Here is a 24,437-nt window from a genome sequence, read left to right as displayed (position 1 = left end):
CGAGTGTAGAAAGCGAAGAAACCGATTTCAAGCATAAAAACGCCCGCCATCGGATGATGGCGGGCGTTTTGCGGTTTTCGCCACATTGCGGCATCGCACGATGCCGCCACCGACGTCAGCCCATCTTCGAGAATGCGCTGCACCAGCCCTTCGCCGACACCTGCTTGCCGGGGAACGCACCGCACGGGCCCGACGCGGAGCCCTTCTTGCCCTGATACAGCATGCAGGCCGCGCAATCCTGGCCCGCCGCGTATTTCGGATACTTCGCCTTGTCGACCTTGGTGGCATCGGACTTGTAGCCGAGCGCCACCGCGGTCGGATCGGTTTCCGACAGCATCGGCGCATCGGCCAGCGCTTCGCGCGACAGCGCAAGCGCGGACACGGCGCCGATGCTCGTGATCAGGAAACTCCGACGGGTTGCTTTCATGGGGACTCGCTCCAACGTTATCGGTTTGAAAGCCGTTCTGGCGACGGCCGCTCGACAGAATAACCGCGCGGCGAACAAATGTGCGCGCCGAAATGCCGGAGATAACGGATTTCGCAGGCGCAGCGAAGCCGCGTCGGGCGGCCCGCGCGCGGACGCTACGCGTGAGGTGCGCGTGAGGTGCGCGTCAGGTGCGCGACGCGATGTCGCCGACGCGCTGCGCGAGCGCGAGCGCCGCGGTCAGCCCCGGCGACTCGATGCCGAACAGATTGACGAGCCCGCGCACGCCATGCTGCGCCGGCCCCTGCACGACGAAGTCGGCCGGCGGCTCGCCGGGCCCGGCGAGCTTCGGCCGGATTCCGGCGTACGCGGGCTGCAGCGCGCCGTCGGGCAGGCCGGGCCAGTATGCGCGGATCGATGCGTAGAACCCCTGCGCGCGCGCCGGATCGACGTCGTAGCGCAATGCGTCGACCCATTCGACGTCGGGGCCGAAACGCGCCTGTCCGGCCAGGTCGAGCGTCAAGTGGATGCCGAGCCCGGCGCGATCGGGCATCGGATAGACGAGGTGCGAGAACGGCGCGCGCGCGGCGAGGCTGAAGTAGTGGCCGCGCGCGAGGTAGAGCGGCGGCACCCAGCGCGGGTCGAGCCCGCGCGTGCGGCGCGCGAGCGCCTGCGCGCCGAGCCCCGCGCTGTTGACGACGCACGCGGCCTCGATTTCGGTCGGCGCAGCGCCGCCGGTGCGAACGACGAAGCGCCCGCCGCGCAACACGTCGATCGACTCGACCGGCGATTGCAACGCGCACGTCGCGGCGTCGCGCTGCGCGTCGCCGAGCAGCGCGAGCATCAGCTGATGGCTGTCGACGATGCCGGTCTCGGGCGAGAACAGCGCTTCCACGCATTCGAGCGCCGGTTCGAGCGTCTGCGCTTCGGCGCGCGTGAGCGGCAACAGGTCGAGCACGCCGTTTTCCGCCGCGCGGGCCGCGATCGCCTTCAGCTGCTTCACCTGCGCGGCGCTCGTCGCGACCAGCAGCTTGCCCACGCGCCGGTGCGGCACGTGATGCGTCTCGCAGAATCGATACAGGAGATCGCGCCCGTGCACGCATGAGGTCGCCTTCAGCGAGCCGCGCGGATAGTAGAGCCCCGCGTGGATCACCTCGCTGTTGCGCGAACTGATGCCCGTGCCGATCGCATCGGCCGCTTCGAGCACGATCGTCTCGCGGCCGCGCGCGGCAAGCTCGCGCGCGATCGCCAGACCGACGACACCCGCGCCGATCACCACACAATCCGTCTGCTCCATGGCATTTCGCGTCGCTCACGCGTCGAGGGAACACACGGCGATTGTACGTCCCGGTTCGCGCGCGTGCCGGCCGCGCACACGTCGTGGCCGGCCGCGCGCCGCCGCCGACTCAGAAGCCGATCGGCCTGCGCTTCGCGGCGCCCTCGTCGGCGCGGATGTCCGCCGGCGCGATCACGTCGCGCCCGTCGAGCCGCGCGGCGCCGAACGCATGCAGCAGCGCGCGGCGCATCGTGCGCGGCGGCGTCGCCGCGAGCACGTCGAGCGCGTCGGCATCGAGCGTCTCGGGAAAGCGCCGTCCCCATCCATGCGACGTGCGGATCTCGTCGTAGATCGTCTGCGCGATGCGGCGCGCGCCGGCCGCGTCGGGCGGCGCGATCTCGTACACGTTCATCCGGTTCAGCAGCGGCTCGGGAATCGCATGCGCGTCGTTCGCGGTCGCGATCCAGATCACGTTGCCCGCGTTGATCGGCACCTCGGCGAATTCGTCGACGAACGCGCGCGCGGTGTCGTGCTCGAGCAAGGCGTACAGCGCGCCGAGCGGATCGTACTGCGCGTCGCTGCCGGCCTTGTCGATCTCGTCGACGGCGATCACCGGGTTCGCGTAGCTGCCGTTGACGAGCGCATCGAACACCTTCCCCGGCTTCGCGTTCTTCCATTGCGACGACGCGCCCGACAGAATCCACCCGGCCGTCAGCGAACTCATCGGCACGTAGTGATACGCGGTGCCGAGCAGCTGCGCGAGCGCCTTCGCGAAATGGGTCTTGCCGATCCCCGGCGGGCCGAGCAGCAGGATCGGCATCAGCTCGAGCCGGTCGTCCGTCTCGAGACACAGCGCGACCTGCTTGCGCATGTCGTCGAGCGGCTCGGTGAAATTGGGCAGCGCTTCGCCGAGCGCGTCGAACGACGGCATCCGGTTCGGCTTCACGCAAAAGCGCAGATTGCCGGTCTTGAGCATCCGCTCGTAGGTCGCGCGCAGCGCATCGCTCGCGCTCTCGTTCAGATCGTTCAGCGCGGTCTCGACCTGCTCGAGGTCGTACACCGTGCTGAAGGACGCCACCGCCAGTTCCTGTTTCACCATCGCCGTCGTCATACCAACCTCGCTCGTGCTGCCGTCGCCCGGCCATCGGACCCCGACGATTTCAGTGTAACGATCCCGCGTCGGCGCGCAAGCAAGCAGCCGCCGCGCTCTGCTGCTAACACGCGCGCACGCTGCAGCGGCGCGCGCCGCGGCGTATGATCGACGGTTCACGGGCCGCCTCGCCGTCCTCGCCGTCCTCACGCATCGCGCCCGCACGACGCGGCGCGTTTCGTTCCGAAGGGTTGCCGATGTCCTGTCCCGATGCCGCCTCGCGCGTCGACGCCGACGCGCTCCGCACAGTGGACGCGGTCGATGCCGCGCTCAAGTCACGCCGCGCGATACGCGCGTTCCTGCCGACCCCGGTGCCGCGCGACACGCTCGAGGCGATCCTCGAAGCCGCGAGCCGCGCGCCGTCCGGCACCAACATCCAGCCGTGGCGCGTATACGTCGCGACCGGCGCGACGCGCGACGCGCTCGCGGCGGCGCTCACCGCCGCGTACGACGATCCGGCGCGCGACGAGAAATACGTCGCCGAGTACGACTACTACCCGCGCGAATGGGTGTCGCCGTACGTCGACCGGCGCCGCAAGGTCGGCTGGGACCTGTACGGCCTGTTGAACATCGGCCGCGACGACAAGGCGCGCATGCATGCGCAGCACGCGCGCAATTTCCGCTTCTTCGATGCGCCGGTCGCGCTGTTCTTCACGCTCGATCGCGTGATGGCGCTCGGCGCGTGGCTCGACTGCGGGATGTTCGTGCAGGCCGTGATGACGGCCGCGCGCGCACGCGGTCTCGACACCTGCCCGCAGGCCGCGTTCGTGCCGTTTCACCGGATCGTCGCCGAGCACCTCGGGATACCGGCCAACGAGCAGCTCGTCTGCGGAATGTCGCTCGGCCACGCGGACCCGCACGCGATCGAGAACCGTCTCGTCACCGAGCGTGCGAGCGTCGCCGAGTTCACCCGCTTTTTCGCTTGAAAACACGCGGCCCGCACCTACCTTTCGATCAGGACCGGATCGTGCTGCGCCCCCGGACGGTGCATTCGCTCGCGCGACCGCGCCGATCGATCGGGCGTAAGATGTGCGTCCGTTCCACGCTACCCGCGTTTTCCGGAGAAGTTTCATGCTGAAGCACGGCCTGGCCGTCCTGCTCGCGAGCTGCGCGCTCGCGGCCCATGCGCAAAGCCCCGCACCGGCCGTCGTCGCATGGGAGATCCAGGTGGTGCGCGACGGTCAGACCATCGACACGTTCCAGCAGCGCACCACCGTCGGTCAAACCCGCACCGATACCCATCGCTATCCGTCCGCCGTGCCCGTCGGCTGCGGCAATGCCGCGCGCGTCGTGCCGACCGAGCGCTCGCGCGCGGTCACGGTCGCGCCGCTGTCCGTCGACGACGCCGCGCACACCGTCTCGCTCGCGCTCGACGTGCAGGAGACCCTCGACGACGACGACACGCCGCGCGGCGATCCGTGCGTGCCCGCGTCGCCGCGGCAGATCGCCGCGAGTCATCCGGGGCTCGCGGTCGGCGGCGAGGCATGGACCGACTGGACGCTCGTCGACCAGCATCCGCATCTCGTCTATCGCGTGCGTGGGCACGTCGCCAGGGACTGAACGCCATGTCCGCAGACGCACTATCCCTGCCGTTCGCCGAACCGCACGCGGCGCCCGACGAAATCACCGCGGTCAGCTGGAACCTGCACAAGGGCCGCTCGCCGCTCGGCTTCACCGCGTGGAACGCGATGCGCAACTGGATGCAGTCGACGCACGCCGACGTGTACTTCCTGCAGGAAGCGATGGCCCGCCGCATGCCGCGCCCGATGCTCGCACCGGGCTTCGGCGCGCCGATGGAAGAGGCCGGCGACGACGTCTGGCACTGCCAGGCCACCGAGATCGCGCAGGCGCTCGACTGGCAGATCGCGCTCGGGCCGAACGTGTTCAAACCGTCGTGGCGGCACGGCAACGCGATCCTGTCGCCGCATCCGCTCGATCTCGGCGGCCGCTGGGACATCTCCGCGCACCGCTTCGAGCGCCGCGGGCTGCTGGTGGCGCGCGCGACGCTCGCCGGCGCGCGGCCCGTCACGCTGCTGTGCGCGCACCTCGCGCTCACGCGCGCCGCGCGGCTGCGCCAGATGCACTGGATCGCGCACTGGATCGTGCGCAACGCGGGCGACGATCCGCTCGTGCTGGCCGGCGACTTCAACGACTGGCGCAACGATTCGGTGGCGCTGTTCGGCGAGATCGGGCTGTCCGAGGTCGCGACGCTGCTCGGCGAGTCGGGCCGCACGTTCCCGGCATTCTCGCCGGCGCTCGCGCTCGACAAGATGTTCGTGCGCGGGCTGACGCCGCTCGAATGGCAGGCGCCGTCCGGCGAGACGGCCTGGCTGTCCGACCACCTGCCCTACATCGCGCGGCTGCGGCTCGATCCGCAGTAACGGCGGTAACCGCGGTGACGCGCGCGCCCGCGCGCAGCGCCGCGCGCGGGGCCGCCCGGCGCAAGCCGGATGAAATGATTCGTTGCGCCAAATCCGCGCAGCCGCGCGGGTCAAGCCCGCATCTGCCCCAAGCAGGGTAAAATACCGAGTTACTCAAACGTCTGTCATCGAGAAGGCGCGTGTCCGACGCGCCGGCCGGCCGATCCGCGATCGGGCCGCTGCACTCGGTTTTTTTGCCCGTTTTTGGGCTCGTTACACGCGTTAGCGACGCGCGTCCGCTTTCAAAGCCATGAGCAAATACGACACCGCCACCGTCCAATCCGTCCACCACTGGACCGACACGCTTTTCAGCTTCACCTGCAGCCGCGAACCGAGCCTGCGCTTCAACAACGGCGAATTCACGATGGTCGGCCTCGAGGTCGACGGCAAGCCGCTCGCGCGCGCTTACTCGATCGTCAGCCCGAACTACGAGGATCACCTCGAGTTCTTCAGCATCAAGGTCCAGGACGGCCCGCTGACGTCGCGCCTGCAGCATCTGAAGGTGGGCGACACGGTGCTGATCGGCAAGAAGCCGACCGGCACGCTGGTCGCCGACAACCTGCTGCCGGGCAAGACGCTGTGGATGCTGTCGACGGGCACGGGCCTCGCGCCGTTCATGTCGATCATTCGCGATCCGGACATCTACGAACGCTTCGACAAGGTCATCCTGACGCACACCTGCCGCCTGAAGGGCGAGCTGGCGTACATGGACTACATCAAGCACGACCTGCCGGGCCACGAGTACCTGGGCGACATCATCAAGGAAAAGCTCGTCTACTACCCGACGGTCACCCGCGAAGCGTTCGACAACGAAGGCCGGATCACCGATCTGATCGCGACCGGCAAGCTGTTCACCGATCTCGGCGTGGCGCCGTTCTCGCCGGAACACGACCGCGTGATGCTGTGCGGCAGCACCGCGATGCTGAAGGACACCACCGACCTGCTGAAGCAGGCCGGCCTGGTCGAGGGCAAGAACAGCGCGCCCGGACACTACGTGATCGAGCGCGCCTTCGTGGACTGATCGGTCCCCGGAAATTGTCCGCGGTCAACAAACCGGAGCTTTGGCTCCGGTTTTTTTTTGTCCCCACTTGGCGAATTCGTAACAAACTGAGACTATTCATCCCGAAATAGTTACATTTCGATACGGGTGGAACCGGTATTTTCCCGTCGGTGTTTTTCCTACAACACCTTCAAGCCGATTGTGCACATTTACCCTTAAATGTCCGCCTGTCATGAATTTTTCGAAAATTTTGAGATATGATGCGGCCCGAGCGGTTGCTGTTCGGAGGGTCATGAAAGGGTCGGACAAAAACGTTACGAGTTGTAACTTTTGTTACTTCGGCGATGGGCGATTCTCTGGCGGCGACCGTCATGGAAACGGCAATCGGGCCACTCAGCCAGCCGGTGTCTGAACCGCTTCTGACAGCAGGGAGAATCATGGATACGTTGCTCAATGCGCCCTCCGGCGCTCACGCCCCGTTCCAGTCGCAGCCGTTCGCGCCCCGCGACGCCGCTGCCGATCCGATGATTGACACTCTCCCCGAACGCGACGCATCTGCTGCACGGATCGCGGCGCTGTCCACGCAATTGATGGCCGCCGACGAAGCCGCCCGCCGCTATCTGGCCGGCGAGCTGCACGACGGGCTCGGCGCCGAACTCACCGCCGCGCGTTTCGCGCTCGCCAACGTTCTGACCTGGCTGCCGGCCGATGCGCCGGAAGGCTGCGTGCGCGCGGTCGAACTCGCACAGCGCGCGCTCGACGCCGCGACCGACGCGAATCGCCGGCTGATCGACGAACGCGACACGCCGCCGCTCGATGGCGGCGTGGTCGGCGCGCTGTCGACGTGGGTCGACAGCCATGCGGCCCGCACCGGGCTGCGCACCAGCTTCGTGTGCGCGGCCGACGGCCGCCTCACCCAGCTCGGGGGCGCGAGCGCGCTGGCGATCTTTCGCGTCGCGCAGGAAGCGCTGTCGAACGTCGCCAAGCATGCACGCGCGACGTCCGCCGACGTGCGCATCGACACCGACGCTACCCATCTGGCCCTGATCGTCAGCGACGACGGTCGCGGTTTCGCGCGAGGCCGGCGCGTCGGCTACGGCCTCGCCGGCATGCGCGCGCGCTGCGAAGCGTTCGGCGGCAGCTTCGACGCCGGCAAGCCGGCGTCGGGCCGCGGCACGCGCGTGGTCGCGCGCTTCGCATGGGATTCGCTGTTCGCGGTGCCCGCCGTCGCGCGCCGCGCGTCGCGTTCGTGAGGTCGACATGAGCTTGAACATCCTGCTCGTCGACGATCATGCGATCGTCCGGCAAGGGATCCGCCACCTGCTGATCGATCGCGGCATCGCGCGCGAGGTCACCGAAGCCGAGACCGGCAGCGACGCGATGGCCGCCGTCGACCGCCAGACCTTCGACGTGATCCTGCTCGACATTTCGTTGCCCGATACGAACGGCATCGAGGTGCTCAAGCGCATCAAGCGCAAGCTGCCGAACGCGCCCGTGCTGATGTTCTCGATGTACCGCGAGGATCAGTACGCGGTGCGCGCGCTCAAAGCCGGCGCGGCCGGCTATCTGTCGAAGACGGTGAACGCCGCGCAGATGATCGGCGCGATCCAGCAGGTCGCCGCCGGCCGCAAGTACGTGAGCCCGGCGATGGCCGAGGCGCTCGCCGAATACGTGTCGTTCGAGAACGAGCCGCTGCCGCACGAGAAGCTGTCCGACCGCGAATACCAGACGCTCTGCATGCTCGCGTCGGGCAAGCGCCTCACCGACATCGCGAACACGCTGTCGCTGTCGGTGAAGACGGTGAGCGTGTACCGCTCGCGGCTGCTCGAGAAGATGCGGCTGTCGAACAACGCGGAGCTGACGTTCTACGTGATGAGCAACCGGCTCGTCGACATGGCGCCCGCGTCGGGCGGCTGAGTAGCTGAGCGACTGCCGCTTGGCGGGCGCTTCATCGGGCGCTTCGCTTCGTTCCGCGGGATCTCGGGCACGCCGAACGTTTTACCCGCTTCACCCGCTCGGCGCAGGTTCGACCCGCGCCGCGGCCTTCCCCACACCGGCGACGCCCCGCCCGCGCAGCGCGCAAGCGCTTGTTTTATCGGACGATTTCGCAGCGCGCCGCTGCGCCGCAACGGGTCTTCTGCGCCAAATCGGCTAAAATTCCGGGTTTTTCACTCAGTCGGCGCGGCCGTGTTCGCGCGCGCTGGAGACCTACCCCGCAATGTCCCTCTTCCGCAAGAAAAACGTCGATCGCATGATCGCCGGCGCACACGCCGCCGGGCTCAAGAAAGCGCTCGGCGCCATCGATCTCACCTTCCTCGGCATCGGCGCGATCATCGGCACCGGCATCTTCGTGCTGACCGGCACCGGCGCCGTGCAGGCCGGCCCCGCGCTGATGCTGTCGTTCGTGATCGCCGCGATCGCGTGCGGCCTCGCGGCGCTGTCGTATGCCGAGTTCGCGTCGACCATTCCGGTCGCCGGCTCGATCTACACCTATTCGTACGCGACGCTCGGCGAGCTGGTCGCGTGGATCATCGGCTGGGACCTGATGCTCGAATACGGCCTCGCGGCATCGGCCGTGTCGGTCGGCTGGTCGGGCTACCTGCAGTCGCTGCTGCAGGGCTTCGGGCTGTCGCTGCCGACCGTGCTGACCGCCGCGCCAGGCGCGATCCCCGGCACCGTCACGTGGTTCAACCTGCCCGCGTTCCTGGTGATGCTGGTGATCACGACGCTGCTGTCGATCGGCATCCGCGAATCGACCCGCATCAACAACGTCATGGTGTTCATCAAGGTGTCGGTGGTGCTGCTCGTGATCGCCGTCGGCCTGTTCCACGTGACGCCCGCGAACTGGAAGCCGTTCATGCCGCACGGCTGGAACGGCGTGTTCGGCGCGGCGGCCGTGATGTTCTTCGCGTTCATCGGCTTCGACGCGGTGTCGTCGGCGGCCGAGGAAGTGAAGAACCCGAAGCGCGACCTGCCGATCGGCATCATCGCGTCGCTGGCCGTGTGCGCGGTGCTGTACGTGACGGTCGCAGCCGTCGCGACCGGCATCGTGCCGTCGGCGCAGTACGCGAACGTGTCGCACCCGATCTCGTATGCGCTGCAGATCGCCGGCGAGAAGTGGGTGGCCGGCTTCATCGACCTCGGCGCGGTGCTCGGCATGCTGACCGTGATCCTCGTGATGAGCTACGGCCAGACGCGGATCATCTTCGCGATGTCGCGCGACGGGCTGCTGCCGGCGATGCTGTCGCGCGTGCATCCGCGCTACGCGACGCCGTTCCTGACGACCTGGCTGGTCGGCCTGTTCTTCGGGCTGATCGCGGCGCTCGTGCCGCTGAACGTGCTCGCCGAGCTGATCAACATCGGCACGCTCGCGGCGTTCTCGATGGTGTCGATCGCGGTGCTGGTGCTGCGCCGCACGCACCCCGAGCTGCCGCGCGCGTTCCGCTGCCCCGGCGTGCCGGTGGTGCCGATCCTCGCGGTCGGCGCATGCCTGTTCCTGATGCTGAACCTGCAGCCCATCACGTGGGCCGCGTTCGGCATCTGGCTCGTGATCGGACTCGTGATCTACTTCCTGTACTCGCGCCACCACTCGAAGCTCGCGCGCGGCCAGCACGACGCGCACTGACGCCACGCGCACGTGCGTTCGCACGTGAAATTGCAGGTGCAGCCGCGCGCCGACGCCGCGCGCGCGGCTGCAACGCCGCGCCGGGCCGCCCTGCCCCGTGCGGCGCGCAGCGCCTCCGCCTGCCGCCTCCGCTTCCGCCACAACCGCGCCGCGCCATTGCCGCGCGCCGGCGCTGCCTGATCGTCCCGATCTCTTGCCCGATCCTCGCCATTTGCGCCCCACACGCGCACGCTGGCAGCACGCGCGCGCGGTGCGGTTCATAATCCCGCCATCGAACGACGGTCGGGAGCCGCAGACCGTCCGGCAACGGGAAAACATCATGGACAGCGTCGATCTCGATGTACTGAAATCCAGCGCGCGCTGGCTCGCCGACGGGCGCCGCGTGCTGCTCGTGACGGTCGTGAAGACCTGGGGCTCGTCGCCCCGCCCCGAGGGGGCGATGCTCGCGGTGCGCGAAGACGGGCTGGTGGTCGGCTCGGTGTCCGGCGGATGCATCGAGGACGATCTGATCGCGCGCGTTCATGCCGCGGGCATCGCGGCCGACGCGCGGCCGGAGGCGGTGAAGTACGGCGTCACCGCCGAAGAAGCGCATCGCTTCGGCTTGCCGTGCGGCGGCACGATCCAGCTGGTGCTCGAGCCGCTCACGCGCGACAGCGGGATCGCCGAGCTGTGCGCACAGGTCGAGGCCGGCCGCCTCGTCACGCGCACGATGACGCTCGCGACCGGCCACGCGTCGCTGTCGCCGGCGCAAGCCGCCGACGCGCTCGCGTTCGACGGCGAACGGCTCGTGACGATCCACGGGCCGCGCTACCGGATCCTCGTGATCGGCGCGGGGCAGTTGTCGCGCTACCTGTGCCAGATCGCGGCGGGGCTCGACTATCAGGTGACGGTCTGCGATCCGCGCGACGAATACACGGATGGATGGGACGTGCCGGGCACGCGGGTCGTGCGGACGATGCCAGACGACACGGTGCTCGACATGAAGCTCGACGCGCGCTCCGCCGTGATCGCGCTCACGCACGACCCGAAGCTCGACGATCTCGCGCTGATGGAGGCGCTGAAGACGCCCGCGTTCTACGTGGGCGCGCTCGGCTCGCGCCGCAACAATGCGGCGCGGCGCGAGCGGCTGCGCGAATTCGATCTGAGCGAGGCCGAGCTTGCGCGGCTGCACGGGCCGGCCGGCATCTACATCGGCAGCCGCACGCCGCCGGAAATCGCGATCTCGATCCTCGCTGAGGTGACGGCCGCGAAGAACAACGTATCGCTGCCGACGATCCTGCAGGTGGAAGGCGCGAAGGCCGCGCGCGAACTCGCGGCGAGCAGCGGCGCGACCTGCGGGTCGTGACGCCGGCGGGCGCGATGGGCGGTGTGCGCGCACGCGCTGCAGCGTCGATCCGGTCGCCTTACGCGAATCCCGCGGCGAGCGCCGCGGCAACCGAGCCGGCCACCAGCACGACGCCGACCGTGCGGCGCTTGTTCAGCTCGGTCCACAGCAGCACGCCCGTCAGCGACAGCAGGATCAGCGAACCGGCGATCGTGTCCATCAGCAACACCCAGCCGATGCCCATGCCGACGCCGCGGTGCAGGCTGCTCAACGTGCCGACGAACGTATTGCCGGTGCGCTTGACCGACACGTAGCCGTTGCCGACCCAGTAGTCGGCCTGCACGTTCTGGTGCGGTCCGAACACGCCGATCTGCCAGTGCTCCGGCTGCATCACGCGCCGGTCGCCCCACGCGACCGCCTGCGCCGGCTCCTTGCGTACACGGCCCGGCCGGCCTTCGAAGTGCAGTTCCTGCTGCAGCCAGCGGGTCATCGCCGCGGGCGAGCGCGGCGCCGGATCCGGCAGCGCGAGCTGCAGCTGCTCGACCTGCGGCTCGCCGGTGGAAATCTTCAACGGCGCCGCGCGATGGTTGAGCAGCACGCCCGTCACGCCGAACAGCAGGCCGAGCACCGCGCCCCACAGTCCGACCCAGCCGTGCACCTTGCGCAGCCACTTGATGAAGGTCGCGCGGCGCGAACGGCGGCGGCGCGCCGCCAGCTCGGCGTCGCTCGCCGGACGCACGGCCGGTCGCAGCACGGTGACGCCCGCGGCGGGCTGGTCGGCCCGCGGCGGGGCGATCGTTTCAGGCGCGTTCACGCAATAGCTTCCATTCGTTCGACACGACGAGCGGCGCCACGTGGAACGTGCGCCGCCCGGTCAATATGATAATGAGAATGGATATCATTACATAAAGCGGGATGCAGCTCAATCCGTCTGCATCGCACGGCGCGCGCGGAACGAGGAGCGAATAGACGGGAATGCCCACCGATCGGCGGCTGATCGGGCAGATTTACGGCGAGATACGGGAAGAAAGCCCGCGCCAGCCGACACCGACGCAACAGCGCAGGCAAGCAACGAAACGAACGAGCGAACCCGCGCGACGCTCAGCGTCGCAGTGCCGGCAGCGGAAAGTGCGCGGCGCCGTCCGGCTCACGCTCCGGCTCGGCGCGATCGAGCGCGTACAGCCAGGCAAGCAGATCGGCGACGGCCTGGTAAAGCTGCGGCGGAATCCGGTCGTCGAGGTCGACCTGCATCAGCAGCGACACCATCTCCGGCGCGGTATGCACGTACAGGCCGGCATCGCGCGCGCGCTCGACGATCATGTCGGCGACCAGCCCGTAGCCCTTCGCGACGACGCGCGGCGCGGCGTCCCCGCCCTTCGGATCGTAGACCAGCGCGGCCGCGCGCTTGCGGGAACCCATGCTCATCGCGGCACCGTTTCGTCGACGTCCGGCGTGCCGCCCGCGCCGCCCCGCGCATACGCGGCGGCGGCGGCCTGCGCGACGAACGCGTCGAAGCCGTCCGGCGCGTCGCCGACCGCGCGGATCGACAGGCCGCCGAGCCGCAGCCCCGAGCCTTCGAAGCGCTGCCGCAGCGCGGCCTCGTTACGCGTCAGCCGGCCCGCACCGGCCGAATTCGCGCGCAGGCGCGCGACCAGTTGCGCGCCGTTCAGCACCAGTTCGGCGTCGACGGTGCCGAGCGACGGCAGCGTCAACGTGAGCCGCGTGCGCCACGCGATGCCGTCGCCCGCGTCGCCGTCGCCGCCGCGCGGCGCACGGCCGCCCGGGTCGTTCGGCTCGATCGTCCAGTCGAGCCGCGCGCCCGGCCATGCTTCGCCGGTCCAGCGGAACTGGTCGGTCGCGAGGGCATCGAGCTGCTGCCGCACGATCGCGACGGCCGCCGGATGCACGGCCGCCGACGACTGCGGCTGCGCCTGCGGATCGGCCGACGCGGCGGCCAGCGCGGCGCGCGCGGGTGTCGCCCAGTGCGCGTCGGGCAGTTCGCCGAGCGGATCGGCCATGCCGGCCGCGCCCGGCGCACCACCGCGCGCGGCCGCCGACGCGTTCGGCATCGATGCATGCGGCGCGGCGCTGCCCGTCGCCGACGCGCCCGCCGGCAAGGCGGTGCGCGACGCAGCCGGCAGCGGCGCGCGCTGCGCGAGCAGTTCGTCGAGCGGGTCGGGTGCGTCGTGCTGCGCGGCGTCGGCGGCCGTCTGCACCGGCACCGTCGCGAGCCGCGCCTGCGGTTCGCGCATCAGCGCGGCGAGCGGACGCTGGCCGGCAAGCCACTGCGCGAGATGCGATTCGTAGAACAGGCCGCTTTCGCTCACGGCCTGCGCGAGCGCCGCGCGCAGCGCCGCCGTGGGCGGCGCGGCGGGCGTATCGCGCACGGCCGCGGCGGCGTTCGCGGCGGTCGCGGCCGATGGCGTTGAAGAAGAAGGAGAAGAAGACGAAGCAGGCGCAGACGCCGCCGCAGCGGCCACGCCCGGCTGCGCGCCGTCGGGCGACGCAGTCAGCGCATTCAGCAGCACGGTCGGATCGGCCAGCAGCGGTGCGCGCCCGGCGATCGCGGGCGTCGCGACACCGCCCGAACGCGAGATCGCATCGAGCACCAGCGCGACGTCGGACAGCGCGGTCTGGGCCGAAGCGGGCGGCGCGGCCGGCTGCGCGAGCGCAGGCGCCGCCGACGCCACGCCGGCGCCCGGCGTGCCGACCTGCGCGGCGCCGCTGCCGGCGGGCGCCGTCACGGTGGTCAGCAGGCTGTCGATGCGGCTCGTCAGCAAGGCGGCCGCAACGGGGTCGATACCGGTCATGATCGGAGCCTGCTCACCTCAGCCACTTCGTTGCAAATCCGGAATCGGGGCCCGCGGCAAGCGCCGCCCCGGCAAACGGGCCTTACCCGCGCGCGCGATACAGATCGGTCAATACGCGGCTCGAGCGGCGCGCCTCGAACAGCCCCGACAGCCGGGCCATGTCCGGGCTGGCAAGATCGCGGATCGCGGCGTCGTCGGCCAGGATGCGGCGAATCAATTCGAGCTTGCGGCCCCGCTCGGGCTCGTCGAGCGCAACGCCCGGTGCGGCCTCCTTCAACTCGTCGACGAGGCGCAGGAACTCCACCTGCAGCGCCGGCAACACGCTCCAGTCGGCAGCGCGCGCAGCGCTCAGCATCTGGCCGGACACGGCCGCGAGCGCCTCGTAGCTAGCGAAGTATTGGGCCTTGCCGTTCATCTGGCCGCATCCGCAGCCTGCTGCGCGGCCATCCGGGCGACTTCGGGCGCAATGCCCGTCCACGCTTCCTCGAGCGTGGCGAGCAGCCCGTCGACCTCGACCAGCATCGCGTCGCTGCCCTGCGCGTTGGCCTGCAGCAGCCGGCGGCCCATGTAGGTGTACAGCGCGTCGAGCCGCGCGGCGATCTCGCCGCCGACGTCGCGGTTCAGCGACGCCTGCAGCCCGCTCTCGACGATCGAGATGGCTTTGCCGATCGCTTCGCCGCGAGCGGCCACGTTGCCCTGCTGCAAATGCATGCGCCCCAGTGCGATCGCCTGGCGGGCGCCCTGATACAGCATCGCGATCAGCCGGTGCGGCGACGCGCCCATCACGCCCGTCTCGACGCCGACGCGCGCGTATGCGCTGGCTCCAGCGTGCCCTGGCGAAAACATGCGCTTCTCCTTGTGATGCGTTGGCTATGCGGTAGCCGCCGCCCTGCATCGCACGACGCGGCCCTGTTCCGGAGTTATCGGAAGGGAATTGAAAACCTTTAGGCGCGCACGCGGCCGCCCCGCCCGCGGGACGTCACACCGACATCTGCATGACCTCGTTGTAAGCGCTCACCAGCTTGTTGCGGACCTGGAGGCCGAACTGGAAGCCGATGTTGGCCTTCTGCATGTCGACCATCACGTCGTTCAGCGACACGTTCGCCGCGCCGACCTCGAACGCGCGGGCCTCGCCGAGCGCATGTTGCTGGTCGCCGCTGATCTTGTCGAGCGACGCCTTCATCGCGCTCGCGAAGGTCCCCGCCGTGGCCGCGCCCGAGCCGGCGAGCGCCGCCGCCGGGCTGGCCACGCCGCCGTTCGCCTGCGCGGCCATCGCCTGCATTTGTTGCAATACCGACCCGATTCCGCTGACGTTGGCAACCATGCTGTCCCCAGACACAAGAGAAGAGACCCGGACGTCCCGGGCGACCCGCCGGCGCCGCACCATGCGCACCATGCCGGATAGCGAAAAAGGATAGCAGCGCGGCCCGCGCCAAAGCCGAGAAAGTACGGGGGAAACCCGGCTCTTTTCGGGCGATCGGAGTCGCGCTCCGGTCCCGATAATCGCATCGTGTCATTGTCCGTCCGCTCGCCTGAGCGGCTCAGTCGTCCCGCTCCGGAGAAACTCCTCGCATGGATTCGCAGGCCAACTCGCTGATCAACCCCGACGCTCGCACGGGCCTCGCCGGCCCGGTGCCAGGCGCAACCGCGGCCGCCGCGTTGCCGGGCGCGGGCGCTGCCGGCGCTGACTTCGGGTTCGGCGGCTTCGCGGAACGGATTCCGGGCATCGCACGGATGAAGGGCAACCCGAAGCTGCCGTTCCTGATCGCCGTCGCGTTTGCGATCGCCGCGATTACCGCCCTCGTGCTGTGGAGCCGCACGCCCGACTATCGCGTGCTCTACAGCAACCTGTCCGACCGTGACGGCGGCGCGATCATCGCCGCGCTCCAGCAGGCAAACGTTCCCTACAAGTTCGCCGACGCCGGCGGCGCGATCCTGGTGCCGTCGAACCAGGTGCACGAAACGCGGCTGAAGCTCGCGGCGATGGGCCTGCCGAAGGGCGGCTCGGTCGGCTTCGAGCTGATGGACAACCAGAAATTCGGCATCAGCCAGTTCGCCGAGCAGGTGAACTACCAGCGCGCGCTCGAAGGCGAGCTGCAGCGCACGATCGAATCGATCAACGCCGTGCGCGGCGCGCGCGTGCATCTCGCGATCCCGAAGCCGTCGGTGTTCGTGCGCGACAAGGAAGCACCGAGCGCGTCGGTGTTCATCGACCTCTACCCCGGCCGCGTGCTCGACGAGGGCCAGGTGCAGGCGATCACGCGGATGGTGTCGTCGGGCGTGCCCGACATGCCGGCGAAGAACGTGACGATCGTCGACCAGGACGGCAACCTGCTGACGCAGCCGGCCTCGGCGTCCGGCCTCGACGCGAGCCAGCTCAAGTACGTGCAGCAGGTCGAGCGCAACACGCAGAAGCGCATCGATTCGATCCTCGCGCCGATCTTCGGCACCGGCAACGCGCGCTCGCAGGTCAGCGCGGACATCGACTTCTCGAAGCTCGAACAGACCTCGGAAAGCTACGGCCCGAACGGCACGCCGCAGCAGGCCGCGATCCGCAGCCAGCAGACCAGCAGCGCGACCGAACTCGCGCAGGGCGGCGCGTCGGGCGTGCCGGGCGCGCTGTCGAACACGCCGCCGCAACCGGCGTCCGCGCCGATCGTCGCGGGCAACGGCCAGAGCGGGCCGCAGTCGACGCCGGTGAGCGACCGCAAGGACCAGACGACCAACTACGAGCTCGACAAGACGATCCGCCACGTCGAGCAACCGATGGGCAGCGTGAAGCGGCTGTCGGTCGCGGTGGTCGTCAACTATCAGCCGGTGGCCGACGCGAAGGGCCACGTGACGATGCAGCCGCTGCCGCCCGCGAAGCTCGCGCAGATCGAGCAGCTCGTGAAGGACGCGATGGGCTACGACGAGAAGCGCGGCGACTCGGTGAACGTCGTGAACAGCGCGTTCTCGACCGCGAACGACCCGTACGCCGACCTGCCGTGGTGGCGCCAGCCGGACATGATCGAGATGGCGAAGGAAGCCGCGAAGTGGCTCGGCATCGCGGCGGCCGCGGCGGCGCTCTACTTCATGTTCGTGCGCCCGGCGATGCGCCGCGCGTTCCCGCCGCCCGAGCCGCCCGCGCCGGCGCTCGCGGCGCCGGAGGACACGGTCGTGCTCGACGGCCTGCCCGCGCCGGAGGCGGCCGCCGAGCCCGATCCGATGCTGCTCGGCTTCGAGAACGAGAAGAACCGCTACGAACGCAACCTCGACTACGCGCGCACGATCGCCCGCCAGGATCCGAAGATCGTCGCCACCGTCGTGAAGAACTGGGTGTCCGATGAACGCTGAAGGCCTGAACAAGAGCGCGCTCCTGCTGATGTCGATCGGCGAGGAAGAGGCCGCTGAAGTATTCAAGTTCCTCGCGCCGCGCGAGGTGCAGAAGATCGGCGCCGCGATGGCCGCGCTGAAGAACGTCACGCGCGAGCAGGTCGAGGAAGTGCTGCAGGAGTTCGCGCGCGAAGCGGAGCAGCACACCGCGCTGTCGCTCGATTCCGGCGACTACATCCGCTCGGTGCTGACCAAGGCGCTCGGCGAGGACAAGGCCGGCGTGCTGATCGACCGGATCCTGCAGGGCAGCGACACGAGCGGCATCGAAGGCCTGAAGTGGATGGATTCGGCCGCCGTCGCCGAGCTGATCAAGAACGAGCATCCGCAGATCATCGCGACGATCCTCGTGCACCTCGACCGCGACCAGGCGTCGGAAATCGCGTCGTGCTTCACCGAACGGCTGCGCAACGACGTGCTGCTGCGGATCGCGACGCTCGACGGCATCCAGCCGGCCGCGCTGCGCGAGCTCGACGACGTGCTGACCGGCCTGCTGTCCGGCAGCGACAACCTGAAGCGCAGCCCGATGGGCGGCATCCGCACCGCGGCCGAGATCCTGAACTTCATGACGAGCCATCATGAGGAAGGCGTGCTCGAAAACGTGCGCCAGTACGACGCCGATCTCGCGCAGAAGATCGTCGACCAGATGTTCGTGTTCGAGAACCTGCTCGACCTCGAGGATCGCGCGATCCAGATGGTGCTGAAAGAAGTCGAATCCGAGACGCTGATCATCGCGCTGAAGGGCGCGCCGCCCGCGCTGCGCCAGAAGTTCCTCGCGAACATGTCGCAGCGCGCAGCCGAGCTGCTCGCCGAGGATCTCGACGCGCGCGGCCCGGTGCGCGTGTCCGAAGTCGAGACGCAGCAGCGCCGCATCCTGCAGATCGTGCGCAACCTCGCCGAGAGCGGCCAGATCGTGCTAGGCGGCAAGGCGGAAGACGCATATGTCTGATGCCGCGCGCGATCGCGCCACGCTCACCGCGTACCAGCGGTGGGAGATGGCGTCGTTCGACCCGCCCCCGCCGCCTCCGCCGCCCGACGACGCGGCCGCCGCGGCCGCCGCGCTCGCCGAGGAACTGCAGCGCGTGCGCGACGCCGCCCATGCGGAAGGCCACGCGGCCGGCCACGTCGACGGCCAGGCGCGCGGCTACCAGGCCGGCTTCGAGCAGGGCCGCGAGCAGGGCTATGCGGCCGGCCAGGCCGAAGCCCGCGAGCAGGCCGCGCAGCTTGCCGCGCTGGCCGTATCGTTTCGCGAGGCCGTGTCGCAGGCCGAGCACGATCTCGCGTCCGATCTCGCGCAGCTCGCGCTCGACATCGCGCAGCAGGTCGTGCGTCAGCACGTGAAGCACGATCCCGCCGCGCTGGTCGCGGCCGTGCGCGACGTGCTCGCCGCCGAACCGGCGCTGTCCGGCGCCCCGCATCTCGTCGTGAATCCGGCCGACCTGCCCGTCGTCGAAGCCTATCTGCAGGACGATCTCGACACGCTCGGCTGGAGCGTGCGCACCGACGCGTCGATCGAACGCGGCGGCTGCCGCGCGCACGCCGCCACCGGCGAGGTCGACGCGACGCTGCCCACCCGCTGGCAGCGCGTCGCCGCCGCGATCGGCAAGGTGAGCACGTGGTGACGCGCTCGCCCGAGCAGCTCGCGCACGACGGCTTGACGCCGCTCGAGCGCGAACTCGCGCTCGCGTCGTTCGGGCCAGAAGGCGCGCCGGGCGCAGAGCCCGCCGCCGCGAGCGCGCCGGCCGACACGCGGCACGCGCCGCACAATCCGCACCTCGAACATTGGCGCACGCATCTGCACACGCTCGCGACGCGCAGCCAGCGCGCGCTGCCGCTGCGGCCCTGCGGGCGCCTCACGCGCGCGGCGGGGCTCGTGCTCGAAGCGATCGGCCTGCGGCTGTCGGTCGGCGCCGAATGCACGATCGAGCTGCCCCCCGGCAGCACGCTGCCGTACGCGCAAGCGGAAGTCGTCGGCTTCTCCGGCGAGCGCCTGTTCCTGATGCCGACCACCGACGTGGCCGGCGTGTTGCCCGGCGCGCGCGTGTGGCCGCTCGAAGCCGCCCCCGTTGCCGATCCGCTCGCGGGCGCGAAACGGCTGCCGGTCGGCTGGGAAATGCTCGGGCGCGTCGTCGACGCGTCGGGCCGCCCGCTCGACGGCCTCGGCCCGCTCGCGGCGAAGGTCGACGCGCCGCTGTCCGCGCCGTCGATCAACCCGCTCGATCGCGAACCGATTCATCACGTGCTCGACGTCGGCGTACGCGCGATCAACGGCCTGCTCACCGTCGGCCGCGGGCAGCGCATGGGCCTGTTCGCGGGTTCCGGCGTCGGCAAGTCGGTGCTGCTCGGCACGATGGCGCGCTACACGAGCGCGGAAGTGATCGTGATCGGGCTGATCGGCGAACGCGGCCGCGAAGTGAAGGAATTCATCGAGCAGATCCTCGGCGAGGACGGCCTCGCGCGCTCGGTCGTCGTCGCGGCGCCGGCCGACGTGTCGCCGCTGCTGCGGATGCAGGGCGCCGCCTATGCGACCTCGCTCGCCGAATATTTCCGCGACCAGGGCAAGCACGTGCTGCTGCTGATGGATTCGCTGACGCGCTACGCGATGGCGCAGCGCGAGATCGCGCTGGCGATCGGCGAGCCGCCCGCGACCAAGGGCTATCCGCCGTCGGTGTTCGCGAAGCTGCCCGCGCTCGTCGAGCGCACCGGCAACGGGCCGGAAGGCGGCGGCTCGATCACCGCGTTCTACACGGTGCTGACCGAAGGCGACGACCAGCAGGACCCGATCGCCGACTCCGCGCGCGCGATCCTCGACGGCCATATCGTGCTGTCGCGCTCGCTCGCCGAGGCCGGCCACTATCCGGCGATCGACATCGAGGCGTCGATCAGCCGCGCGATGACCGCGCTGATCGACGAAGGGCATCTCGACCGCGTGCGGCAGTTCAAGCAGATGCTGTCGCGCTACCAGCGCAATCGCGACCTGATCGCGGTGGGCGCCTATGCACCGGGCCGCGACGCGCAGCTCGACCGCGCGATCGCGCTCTACCCGCGCATCGAAGCGTTCCTGCAGCAGGGCTTTCGCGAATGCGCGCCGTTCGCATCGAGCCTCGCCGCGCTCGATGCGCTGTTCGACGAATACGGAGGCTGACGCCGATGGCACATGGATTTCCGTTGCAACTGCTGCTCGACCGCGCGCAGGAAGACCTCGACGCCGCGGCCAAGCAGCTCGGCACCGCGCAGCGCGATCGCAGCGCGGCCGCCGAACAGCTCGACGCGCTGCTGCGCTATCGGGACGAATACCACGCGCGCTTCTCGCAGTCGGCGCAGCACGGCATGCCGGCCGGCAACTGGCGCAATTTCCAGGCGTTCATCGATACGCTCGACGCGGCGATCGCGCAGCAGCGCGGCGTGCTGGCCGCGGCCGAAGTGCGCATCGACGAGGCACGCCCGAACTGGCAGCAGAAGAAGCGCACCGTCGGCTCGTACGAGATCCTGCAGGCGCGCGGCGTCGCGCAGGACGCGCAGCGCGCCGCGAAGCGCGAACAGCGCGACGCCGACGAACACGCCGCGAAGATTCTGCGCATGCGGGCCGACGCGGCCCGTTCGGCCTAACCGCTCAACGCTTTCGAACCAGAGAATCGTCATGCTCCCTCTTCCCCTGCTCGGCGCCCTGATCGACACCGCCGGCGCCGCCATCAAGGCCGTTCGCAACTCGGGCTCGTCGGCCGCATCCGCCACGCCGGCCGCGTCGGCCGGCAACGATTCCGCCAGCGGCCCGGCCGCCGTGCCGTTCGCGCAGACGCTCAAGCAAAGCGTCGCCAGCCGCCACGACGCCGCCAGCGGCGACACGTCGGATGGCGCGACTTCATCGGCCGCGTCGACGTCGGCGCCGAATTCGTCGACCTCGGCCGCCGGCACGAACCCGTCGAAGCCGTCCGGCAACCACGACGACAAGTCCACCGACGACGCGAACGCGACGCCGAACCCGGATGCGGCCGCGCTGGCCGCGGCCGTCGCCATGCAGGCGCAGTTGCAGGCGCGCGTGGACAATCCGGCGGCGGCCGCAGCGGATGCCGCGGCGACGGCTGCCGGCGCCGCCGCGCTCGCCGGCACGGCGGTCGCAGCGGGCCAGCCCGACGCGACGGCCGCGCTCGCACATCAGGCCGGCACCGATGCCGCCGCCACGCCGGTCGCGCCCGCAGCGGCCCGCGATGCGCTGCAGGCCGCGCTCGCGAAGCTGAGCGGCGACGCGGGCGCGATCGCGCTGCCCGCCGGCGCCGCGGGCACGTCGTCGGCGGCTGCGCCGACGGCCGCAGGCGCGCAGTCCACGCCGACCGTCCCGACCTTCGACCGCACGCTCGCGGACGCGAAGGGTGCGCTCGCAACCCAACAGACGCCCGCGCAAGCGGCCGCCTCGGCGCTGCAGGCCGGCGCGGGCGGCCAGTCGGCCGCGCAGCATGGATTCGCGTCCGGCGAACAGGCCGCCAGCCCGGCAGCCGATGCGACGGCGGCGGCCGCCACCGCAGCGGCCACGGCCGCGGCTGCGGCTGCGGCACAGGCGAACGTGCAGGCGTCTCCGGTCGCCGGCTCGATCGCCGCGGCCAATGCGCACGTGCTCGCGCCGCACGTCGGCACCGCGGACTGGACCGATGCGCTGAGCCAGAAGGTCGTGTTCCTGTCGAATGCGCATCAGCAGAGCGCCGAGCTCACGCTGAACCCGCCGGATCTCGGGCCGCTGCAGGTCGTGCTGCGCGTGGCAGACAATCATGCGCACGCGCTGTTCGTGTCGCAGCACCCGCAGGTGCGCGATGCCGTCGAGGCGGCGCTGCCGAAGCTGCGCGAAGCGATGGAAGCGGGCGGTCTCGGGCTAGGCAGCGCGACGGTCAGCGACGGCGGCTTCGGCTCGCAGCAGAACGCGCAGCAACAGGCCTTCGCCGGCGGACGACCGTCGTCGCGCGCACGCGCCGGATCGTCAGGCGCCGACGCACCGCTCGACGCCGCGCCATCCGCAGCGGCCGCCGCAACCGTGAGCCGCGCCGGCCTCGTCGATACGTTTGCCTGAGCATCGCGTGCGCTGACCGGCGCTCAGCGGCCGTGCACGGCCGCGGCCGCCGCGCTGCGCGACGCGCTGCCGTTGCGCGCCGCGACGATGAAGTCCGCCGCGCGCTCGCCGATCATCACCGACGGCGCATTCGTGTTGCCGCCGATCAGCGTCGGCATCACCGACGCATCCACGACCCGCAACCCGTCGACGCCGCGCACGCGCAGTTGCGGATCGACGACCGCCCGCGCATCGGAGCCCATCCGGCAGGTGCCGACCGGATGGTAGATCGTGTCGGCGTGCGCGACGATCGTCGCGCGCAGCTCGGCGTCGCTCTGGTCTGGCCGCGTGTACAGCTCGCGGCCGCCTTGCGACGCGAGCGGCGCCTGCGACAGGATCCGCCGCATCGCGTGCGCGCCGCGCACCAGCAGGTCGAGATCGCGCGTATCGCTGAAGAAGCGCGGATCGATCAGCGGCGCGTCGCGCGCATCGCCGCTCGCGAGCGCGACCGTGCCGCGGCTGAACGGACGCAGCGCGCACACGTGCAGCGAATAACCGAACCCCCAGTGCATCTTGCGGTTGTGATCGTCGACCAGCGCCGCGCAGAAATGCAGCTGCAGGTCGGGACGATCGAGCGACGGATCGCTCTTGATGAAGCCGCCGGCCTCCGCGACGTTGCTCGTCATGATCCCCGTGCGGCTCGACAGGTAGCGCGCGAGCGCGGGCGTCATCTTCGCGATGCCGCGCAGACAAATGCCGACCAGTTCGGACGAATTCACGCGCGTATTGACGATGAAGTCGATGTGGTCGCTCAGGTTCGTGCCGACCTCCGGCGCATCGTGCACGACCGCGATGCCGTGCCGGCGCAGCTGTTCGACCGGACCGATCCCCGAGCACATCAACAGTTGCGGCGAGTTGAACGCGCCGGCCGACAGGATCACCTCAGCCCGCGCGCCGAGCGTCTCGACGCGCCCGTCGCGCGACACCACGACGCCGACCGCGCGCTTGCCGTCGAAGCCGACGCGCAGCACCGTCGCATCGGTGATCACGTGCAGGTTCGGCCGGTTGCGGCCGTAGATGTACGCCCGCGCGACGCTGCAGCGCGAGCCGTCGCGATGCGTGACCTGGTAGAAGCCGACGCCTTCCTGCGTCGCGCCGTTGAAGTCGTCGTTCAGCGGATAGCCGGCCGCATGCGCGGCCTGCACGAATCGTTCGGAGAACGGATTGCGGAAGCGCAGATCGGAAACCGTGAGCGGACCGTCCGCGCCGTGCCATGCGTCGGCGCCGCGCTGGTTGCCTTCCGCGCGGCGGAAATACGGCAGCACCTCCTGCCAGCCCCAGCCCGTCGCGCCGAGCGCCGCCCACTCGTCGTAGTCGCCCGGATGGCCGCGCGTGTAGATCATCGCGTTGATCGCGCTCGAGCCGCCCATCCCGCGGCCGCGCGGCTGATAGCCGCGGCGGCCGCCGAGGCCCGGCTGCGGCACCGTCTCGTAACCGTAGTTGGTGCCGAGCTTGAACGGCACGAGCGCCGCGATGCCGACCGGCATGTTGACGAGCAGATTGCGCTCCGTGTGCGAGCCGGCTTCGATCAGCGCGATCGTCGCATCGGGGCAGGCGTCGGCGAGGCGGCCGGCGAGGCTCGAGCCGCCCGAGCCCGCGCCGACGATGATGTAGTCGTATTGCACGTCACGTCTCCTTCGTGTCATGAACGGCGCCCGGTTCGCGCCGGCTCCCGCTTGTAATGTTCGGGCATTGTAGGAACGGCCATCGCGCGCGCGGCAGGTCCGTTAAAGAGCGATTCCTCTAAACGCACGCGTGAACTAAATTTAAGATATGTCGATCGATGCGACGCGATGCAACGGCCGCCAGACGCCGCGCCGTCGCAAAACTGGGGAGACGACGATGCAGCGCGAAGCTCTGCGAGCCGCGTGCCGACCGGATGATCCGATCGCGCCGCGCGCCGCCCGCATTTCAATTCAAACGGACGCCACCACGACG

General features: G+C 70.0%; 25 protein-coding genes. 14 read left to right on the top strand and 11 right to left on the bottom strand.

Features of this window, described 5'->3' with window-relative positions:
* Positions 1 to 115 precede the first annotated feature (115 nt).
* The 3 genes from EX20_RS00895 to EX20_RS00885 form a co-directional block, all read right to left on the bottom strand.
* Positions 116 to 427: a high-potential iron-sulfur protein gene (locus tag EX20_RS00895; protein ID WP_011886285.1), complete on the bottom strand. Its 312-nt coding sequence runs from the start codon at positions 425 to 427 to the stop codon at positions 116 to 118.
* 184 nt (positions 428 to 611) lie between these two features.
* A complete protein-coding gene (locus EX20_RS00890) occupies positions 612 to 1,721 on the bottom strand; it encodes an NAD(P)/FAD-dependent oxidoreductase (RefSeq protein WP_011886286.1) in 1,110 nt (369 codons plus the stop codon).
* A 109-nt stretch (positions 1,722 to 1,830) separates the two neighbouring features.
* Positions 1,831 to 2,811 (bottom strand): AAA family ATPase, encoded by a 981-nt coding sequence (locus tag EX20_RS00885; RefSeq protein ID WP_011886287.1) that lies wholly within the window; start codon positions 2,809 to 2,811, stop codon positions 1,831 to 1,833.
* 236 nt (positions 2,812 to 3,047) lie between these two features.
* On the opposite strand from EX20_RS00885, the gene EX20_RS00880 reads away from it, so the two are divergent.
* The 4 genes from EX20_RS00880 (at position 3,048) to EX20_RS00865 (ending at position 6,291) form a co-directional block, all read left to right on the top strand.
* Positions 3,048 to 3,776, top strand: a complete 729-nt coding sequence (locus EX20_RS00880; RefSeq protein ID WP_034192481.1) for a nitroreductase — start codon at positions 3,048 to 3,050, stop codon at positions 3,774 to 3,776.
* Positions 3,777 to 3,921: 145 nt separating this feature from the next.
* Complete coding sequence (locus EX20_RS00875) at positions 3,922 to 4,410, top strand: hypothetical protein (protein WP_034192480.1); 489 nt, start codon at positions 3,922 to 3,924, stop codon at positions 4,408 to 4,410.
* Between the two features lie 5 nt (positions 4,411 to 4,415).
* Positions 4,416 to 5,231 carry an endonuclease/exonuclease/phosphatase family protein gene (locus tag EX20_RS00870; RefSeq protein WP_011886290.1) on the top strand — a complete coding sequence of 272 codons (816 nt, stop codon included), beginning with the start codon at positions 4,416 to 4,418 and terminating at the stop codon, positions 5,229 to 5,231.
* 289 nt (positions 5,232 to 5,520) lie between these two features.
* Positions 5,521 to 6,291, top strand: coding sequence for a ferredoxin--NADP reductase (locus EX20_RS00865; RefSeq protein WP_011886291.1), 771 nt, complete (start codon positions 5,521 to 5,523; stop codon positions 6,289 to 6,291).
* A gap of 169 nt (positions 6,292 to 6,460) precedes the next feature.
* On the opposite strand, the gene EX20_RS32410 is transcribed toward EX20_RS00865, so the two are convergent.
* Positions 6,461 to 6,724 (bottom strand): hypothetical protein, encoded by a 264-nt coding sequence (locus EX20_RS32410; RefSeq protein ID WP_131753889.1) that lies wholly within the window; start codon positions 6,722 to 6,724, stop codon positions 6,461 to 6,463.
* On the opposite strand from EX20_RS32410, the gene rqpS reads away from it, so the two are divergent.
* The 4 genes from rqpS to EX20_RS00845 all read left to right on the top strand — a co-directional run bounded on the left by rqpS (position 6,708) and on the right by EX20_RS00845 (position 11,240).
* A complete protein-coding gene (gene rqpS, locus EX20_RS00860) occupies positions 6,708 to 7,523 on the top strand; it encodes a quorum system sensor histidine kinase RqpS (protein WP_034192479.1) in 816 nt (271 codons plus the stop codon). The two genes, EX20_RS32410 and rqpS, sit on opposite strands and share 17 nt — an antisense overlap.
* A gap of 7 nt (positions 7,524 to 7,530) precedes the next feature.
* A complete protein-coding gene (gene rqpR / locus EX20_RS00855; RefSeq protein WP_011886293.1) occupies positions 7,531 to 8,187 on the top strand; it encodes a response regulator transcription factor RqpR in 657 nt (218 codons plus the stop codon).
* 301 nt (positions 8,188 to 8,488) lie between these two features.
* On the top strand, positions 8,489 to 9,895 hold the full coding sequence (locus tag EX20_RS00850; protein WP_011886294.1) for an amino acid permease: 1,407 nt from the start codon (positions 8,489 to 8,491) through the stop codon (positions 9,893 to 9,895).
* A gap of 319 nt (positions 9,896 to 10,214) precedes the next feature.
* Positions 10,215 to 11,240: an XdhC family protein gene (locus tag EX20_RS00845; protein WP_014723832.1), complete on the top strand. Its 1,026-nt coding sequence runs from the start codon at positions 10,215 to 10,217 to the stop codon at positions 11,238 to 11,240.
* Between the two features lie 58 nt (positions 11,241 to 11,298).
* On the opposite strand, the gene EX20_RS00840 is transcribed toward EX20_RS00845, so the two are convergent.
* The 6 genes from EX20_RS00840 to fliE all read right to left on the bottom strand — a co-directional run bounded on the left by EX20_RS00840 (position 11,299) and on the right by fliE (position 15,353).
* Positions 11,299 to 12,033, bottom strand: coding sequence for a PepSY-associated TM helix domain-containing protein (locus EX20_RS00840; protein ID WP_034192478.1), 735 nt, complete (start codon positions 12,031 to 12,033; stop codon positions 11,299 to 11,301).
* Between the two features lie 287 nt (positions 12,034 to 12,320).
* Entirely contained in the window at positions 12,321 to 12,644 is a 324-nt protein-coding gene (locus EX20_RS00835) for an EscU/YscU/HrcU family type III secretion system export apparatus switch protein (RefSeq protein ID WP_014723834.1), read from the bottom strand.
* Entirely contained in the window at positions 12,641 to 14,029 is a 1,389-nt protein-coding gene (locus EX20_RS00830; RefSeq protein ID WP_034192477.1) for a flagellar hook-length control protein FliK, read from the bottom strand. Before EX20_RS00830 ends, EX20_RS00835 begins: the two co-directional genes overlap by 4 nt.
* An 82-nt stretch (positions 14,030 to 14,111) precedes the next feature.
* Complete coding sequence (locus EX20_RS00825) at positions 14,112 to 14,444, bottom strand: flagellar protein FliT (protein ID WP_011886299.1); 333 nt, start codon at positions 14,442 to 14,444, stop codon at positions 14,112 to 14,114.
* A complete protein-coding gene (gene fliS, locus EX20_RS00820) occupies positions 14,441 to 14,875 on the bottom strand; it encodes a flagellar export chaperone FliS (protein ID WP_011886300.1) in 435 nt (144 codons plus the stop codon). The genes EX20_RS00825 and fliS overlap by 4 nt, the downstream gene beginning before the upstream one ends.
* Before the next feature lie 133 nt (positions 14,876 to 15,008).
* Positions 15,009 to 15,353: a flagellar hook-basal body complex protein FliE gene (gene fliE / locus EX20_RS00815; protein ID WP_011886301.1), complete on the bottom strand. Its 345-nt coding sequence runs from the start codon at positions 15,351 to 15,353 to the stop codon at positions 15,009 to 15,011.
* A gap of 248 nt (positions 15,354 to 15,601) precedes the next feature.
* On the opposite strand from fliE, the gene fliF reads away from it, so the two are divergent.
* Genes fliF through EX20_RS00785 form a run of 6 tightly spaced genes read left to right on the top strand, consistent with a single transcriptional unit; the run spans position 15,602 to position 22,460 of the window.
* Positions 15,602 to 17,365: a flagellar basal-body MS-ring/collar protein FliF gene (fliF, locus tag EX20_RS00810; RefSeq protein WP_034192476.1), complete on the top strand. Its 1,764-nt coding sequence runs from the start codon at positions 15,602 to 15,604 to the stop codon at positions 17,363 to 17,365.
* Complete coding sequence (gene fliG, locus EX20_RS00805; RefSeq protein WP_011886303.1) at positions 17,355 to 18,350, top strand: flagellar motor switch protein FliG; 996 nt, start codon at positions 17,355 to 17,357, stop codon at positions 18,348 to 18,350. Before fliF ends, fliG begins: the two co-directional genes overlap by 11 nt.
* Positions 18,343 to 19,023: a flagellar assembly protein FliH gene (fliH, locus tag EX20_RS00800; RefSeq protein WP_011886304.1), complete on the top strand. Its 681-nt coding sequence runs from the start codon at positions 18,343 to 18,345 to the stop codon at positions 19,021 to 19,023. Before fliG ends, fliH begins: the two co-directional genes overlap by 8 nt.
* Positions 19,017 to 20,546, top strand: coding sequence for a flagellar protein export ATPase FliI (gene fliI / locus EX20_RS00795; protein WP_034192475.1), 1,530 nt, complete (start codon positions 19,017 to 19,019; stop codon positions 20,544 to 20,546). The genes fliH and fliI overlap by 7 nt, the downstream gene beginning before the upstream one ends.
* A gap of 5 nt (positions 20,547 to 20,551) precedes the next feature.
* The gene (fliJ, locus tag EX20_RS00790; RefSeq protein ID WP_034192474.1) at positions 20,552 to 21,010 is read left to right on the top strand and encodes a flagellar export protein FliJ; all 459 of its coding nucleotides are present in this window, start codon (positions 20,552 to 20,554) and stop codon (positions 21,008 to 21,010) included.
* A gap of 31 nt (positions 21,011 to 21,041) precedes the next feature.
* Entirely contained in the window at positions 21,042 to 22,460 is a 1,419-nt protein-coding gene (locus EX20_RS00785; protein WP_034192473.1) for a flagellar hook-length control protein FliK, read from the top strand.
* Between the two features lie 23 nt (positions 22,461 to 22,483).
* On the opposite strand, the gene EX20_RS00780 is transcribed toward EX20_RS00785, so the two are convergent.
* Positions 22,484 to 24,124: a GMC family oxidoreductase gene (locus EX20_RS00780; protein WP_034192472.1), complete on the bottom strand. Its 1,641-nt coding sequence runs from the start codon at positions 24,122 to 24,124 to the stop codon at positions 22,484 to 22,486.
* Between the last annotated feature and the right edge of the window lie 313 nt (positions 24,125 to 24,437).

The organism is Burkholderia sp. WP42 (assembly GCF_000745665.1).
Taxonomy (GTDB): Bacteria; Pseudomonadota; Gammaproteobacteria; order Burkholderiales; family Burkholderiaceae; genus Burkholderia; species Burkholderia vietnamiensis.
The sequence above is the reverse complement of the archived record's forward strand: the minus strand, read 5'-3'. Positions and strand labels throughout refer to the sequence as shown.